General features: G+C 35.6%; 7 protein-coding genes. 6 read left to right on the top strand and 1 reads right to left on the bottom strand.

What is annotated here, in order from left to right:
- Positions 1-237: 237 nt before the first annotated feature.
- From CWB72_RS20205 to CWB72_RS20195, 3 genes are all read left to right on the top strand, one after another.
- Complete coding sequence (locus CWB72_RS20205) at positions 238-555, top strand: hypothetical protein (protein ID WP_138635208.1); 318 nt, start codon at positions 238-240, stop codon at positions 553-555.
- 178 nt (positions 556-733) lie between these two features.
- A complete protein-coding gene (locus CWB72_RS20200; RefSeq protein ID WP_138635206.1) occupies positions 734-1090 on the top strand; it encodes a hypothetical protein in 357 nt (118 codons plus the stop codon).
- A gap of 149 nt (positions 1091-1239) precedes the next feature.
- Positions 1240-1578 (top strand): hypothetical protein, encoded by a 339-nt coding sequence (locus tag CWB72_RS20195; protein ID WP_138635204.1) that lies wholly within the window; start codon positions 1240-1242, stop codon positions 1576-1578.
- A gap of 33 nt (positions 1579-1611) precedes the next feature.
- Here CWB72_RS20195 and CWB72_RS20190 read toward each other — a convergent pair whose 3' ends face one another.
- A complete protein-coding gene (locus CWB72_RS20190; RefSeq protein WP_212747917.1) occupies positions 1612-1983 on the bottom strand; it encodes a hypothetical protein in 372 nt (123 codons plus the stop codon).
- Between the two features lie 63 nt (positions 1984-2046).
- Here CWB72_RS20190 and CWB72_RS20185 point away from each other — a divergent pair, with 63 nt between their 5' ends.
- The 3 genes from CWB72_RS20185 to CWB72_RS20175 form a co-directional block, all read left to right on the top strand.
- Positions 2047-2397, top strand: coding sequence for a hypothetical protein (locus CWB72_RS20185; RefSeq protein ID WP_138567884.1), 351 nt, complete (start codon positions 2047-2049; stop codon positions 2395-2397).
- Positions 2398-2407: 10 nt separating this feature from the next.
- Positions 2408-2728, top strand: coding sequence for a hypothetical protein (locus tag CWB72_RS20180; RefSeq protein WP_138635201.1), 321 nt, complete (start codon positions 2408-2410; stop codon positions 2726-2728).
- Positions 2729-3030: 302 nt separating this feature from the next.
- A partial coding sequence (locus CWB72_RS20175; RefSeq protein ID WP_138635199.1) for a transposase occupies positions 3031-3658 on the top strand: 628 nt, incomplete at its 3' end.

Raw genomic sequence — 3658 nt, 5'->3', positions numbered from 1 at the left:
ATATAAGAAAGGTTAACTATTCTGATTAGTTAGCCTTTTTTATGGTTTGACAATTCAGGTTTCATGTAATTATAAAAATTATTTATTTTCCAGCATAAAAATATTAAGTCAAAATAATAGGCGATTGTACTTGTTTTAATTTTTAGGCATGATTGCTGCCTTTGTTGTCTGGACTTGGGTACACAGCTATATTTTATTTTAGTATAATTGAAAAAAATATTTAAAGCTGTGTTTAAAATGAAGAAATTACTTATCTTATTTATTATCCTTTTTTTCTGTAACGCTACATTTGCTGCGCCTAATTACACCAGTGGGAAAATTAAAAATATTACTGCTGTTCCTGAAGGCCTTTTAATAATGATGGACAGAGATTTACCTGATAATTGTGAAGGGACGCCATATGGCTGGATGCTAATTAAAAAAGACTATTCAACAATAGTATCGGTAGTATTAGCTAGCTGGGTAGCTGGAAAAACGTCTGGTACAGTTTATACATCAGGCAGGCCAAATGGCAGTGGCTATTGTGTTGTGACGCAATTTGACCCGCCAAATTAACTTAAAAGCTTAGTTATATAATATGTTTCTTAAGAAAAAAATGGGCTCAGGTCTTGCATTGTGCAATATCAGAAAGGTTAACTATATTTAGTTAACCTTTTTATTTATATTTATTTCTATTTTCTTTTTTATTCTATTAAAATTAGCCCTTTAGAAAATATTAAAAAGTTTATATAAAATGAAATTAAACACTCTTTTTCTTATACTTCTTTCTCTAGCAACTGCATTTAAAGTACATGCAGGCTCGCATTATGGAAAAATCACGAAGTTTGACTTACATTCAGATAATTGGTCAAAGTACGATGTAAGTGATGTCGGCATTTTGTCTTTTTATGTAGAAGGGTTGCCAAATTCTTGCAATCAAGAGAATGGTCGAAATAGAGTGGTTATTACAACAGAACACCCTTTATTTAATGCTGTACTAAGTACAGTAATCTCAGCTAAAACATTAGACAGAGCTTTATATGTTAATTATCTAGATAGCTGTAAAGTTCGTGATAAAGCTTGGGATTTTGGTTATATCGGATTTAGGTAATCTGTGCTTAAATCTAGCCATCTTTCAAAAGCTCACAGACTAGAGCTTTTATATTTGTTTACGTAGGACAGTGACTTTATAAAGAATTACATTTCATTCTCTGTTATCATTTGGATCACTTTACATTAACAAAAAATAGAAAACCATAAATGAAGTATGCATTATTAGCTTTACTGCTTACCTCCTCTAGTCAACTATTCGCTTCTACTTCAAAAACAAGTTACTTCACGGTCGATAAAGTACGTGTAAGTGCTAACACCGGTAACTTATATTTAGATCCAGTAGAAAACCCTCAGCATTTGAACACTACCTGCTCTTCTAAAAGTATGTATGCGATGCATAAAGATGATGAGATGTTCCATATTATGTATTCACTGGCTCTCTCAGCTGCACAATCAAAACAAAAGGTTAGAGTATGGCTATCGACAGCGGCAAATGATTGTTTAAGTAGCTATCAGAGAGTTAGGCTTATTGAGGCTGATTTTTAATAATCATAGATTAAATAAAGCGCATATAGCGCTTTATTTTACATTGATATAACGTATGTTTGCAGATGCCCAAGCTTTCCAATCATTACAAGAAGCAGGTACAGCATCTCCATCAAAATGAATGTAATCAACTTCAGACTTAGTGGCTTTCGCGGTTAATAATGTAGAGTACAGCATTTTACATGTTTCAGGCCCAGTTTTATAATTGGTGCCAGTGACAGACCATTCTTGCTCAGGATTACAAAAGAATACAGGCCGGTTCATGCTACTTAATTTCACCATAAATCGGTTGTCAGCATGATAAGCGACCTGCTCAACAGTGCCCTTGCACGAGAGAGAAGCAGCATAAGTAATTGAAGTGACAGATATGCTAAGAATTATCATAGTTGTTTTTAATATATGCATAATATTCCTTTAGTTTTATAATTCAAAAGAATATTACTTATAATTTTCTAGGAAATAAATTAAATGAAAAAGTATTTTATTTTGTCTTTCATGCTTTTCAGTATGGGTGGTGTTGCAGCTGAAGACCAATGGTCTGGTAATGTAAAAGTTTTAGAAATTTATACTGGTTATAAGCAAGGTTTCTTCCTTTTTCGTACCACAGGCACTGCGCTTAACCCTGCCAGCTGCAAACAATCAGGCTTGAACTCAGTAGAAACGTCAAATGCTGATGTGGAGTCAGTATTAAGTGTTTTACTTGCGGCAAAAATGTCAGACAAAGAAGTTAAAATTGCAGTTGACGGAGATCGTTGCGGTACAAGTGGAATAGAGCATTTAAGCGATAAACCTTCGGTTTCTAGAGTTGTCATTTTATAAGGAAAAATTCATGAACAAATGGACTGTTTTATTATTCTTCTTGCCATTTCTCTCTGTTGCTTACACACAAGATACAGGCAAAATCACAGACATTTTTGTTTCTCAAAATGGTTCGCTGGCTATAAAGATTAATAGTGGCAAGCAAGGCATTCCTAATGCAGCTAAAAAGTTTAGCTGCACTTCTGGCAGTGGTTGGGTAGGGCTAAGTAACCCGCACTCCATCATTGTTTCTGCAATCATGACAGCGAAAACAACACAAGAAGAAGTAGTTATAACAATTGATGGATGCGAGGGCGGCTGGTTCAAGATTAAAGATATGTATATAAAATAAAGAGAGGCAGCTGATCATCTGGCCGCCAGAATGATTAATTTTTTAAGTACAAAGAGCCCGCACCAGTTAGTTGATTAAAGCTACCGCCATGCCAGCCATATTCAACACATTTATGGGAATAAGTTTGTAGTTTTTTGTTACCCATAAATGCCGTCATTGCAATGGATAAAACAAGTCCACGGGGTCAGGTCTTGCAAGTCCACGGGGTCAGGTCTTGCAAGTCCACGGGGTCAGGTCTTGCATTGTGCAATATCAGAAAGGTTAACTATATTTAGTTAACCTTTTTTTGTGTATTAAAAATTATGAGTAGACCACTACGTTTGGAGTTCTCAGGTGCACTTTATCATGTCACCTCACGTGGTAATGAGCAAAAAGCCATTTTTAGAGGTGAACAAGACTTTGCAATCTTTATGGATGTTTTAGCATCGGTATGCGACAGATTTAATTGGGTAATTCATGCCTATTGCTTGATGCACAATCACTATCATCTACTAATCGAAACGCCAGATGCCAATTTATCAAAGGGTATGCGGCAGCTAAATGGTGTTTACACACAAAAGTTTAATCGCAAGCACAGTCGTGTAGGGCACTTATTCCAAGGTCGTTATAAAAGTATTTTGGTTGATAAAGACAACTATTTACTGGAACTGAGTCGTTATATTGTATTAAACCCGGTGCGGGCAAAGGGCATGGTTGATTCTCCAGAGGAGTGGCAGTGGAGTAGTTATCATGAAACCATAGGTGAACGAGCTTCACCTGATTGGTTGGAGACCGATGCTTTATTGTTGATGTTTGCAAAAAGTAGAAAAACAGCCATAAAAAGATATATGGAATTTGTTGCACAAGGTCGTGGTGTTGCTGTTTGGCATAATCTTAAAAACCAAGTATTTATGGGTGATGAGGACTTTGTTGAACGCCACCAAGCGATGC

The sequence above is a fragment of the Pseudoalteromonas phenolica genome, assembly GCF_005886345.1.
GTDB lineage: Bacteria > Pseudomonadota > Gammaproteobacteria > Enterobacterales > Alteromonadaceae > Pseudoalteromonas > Pseudoalteromonas phenolica_A.
Note: the sequence above shows the minus strand (reverse complement) of the source record. Positions and strands in the feature narration are given on the sequence as shown.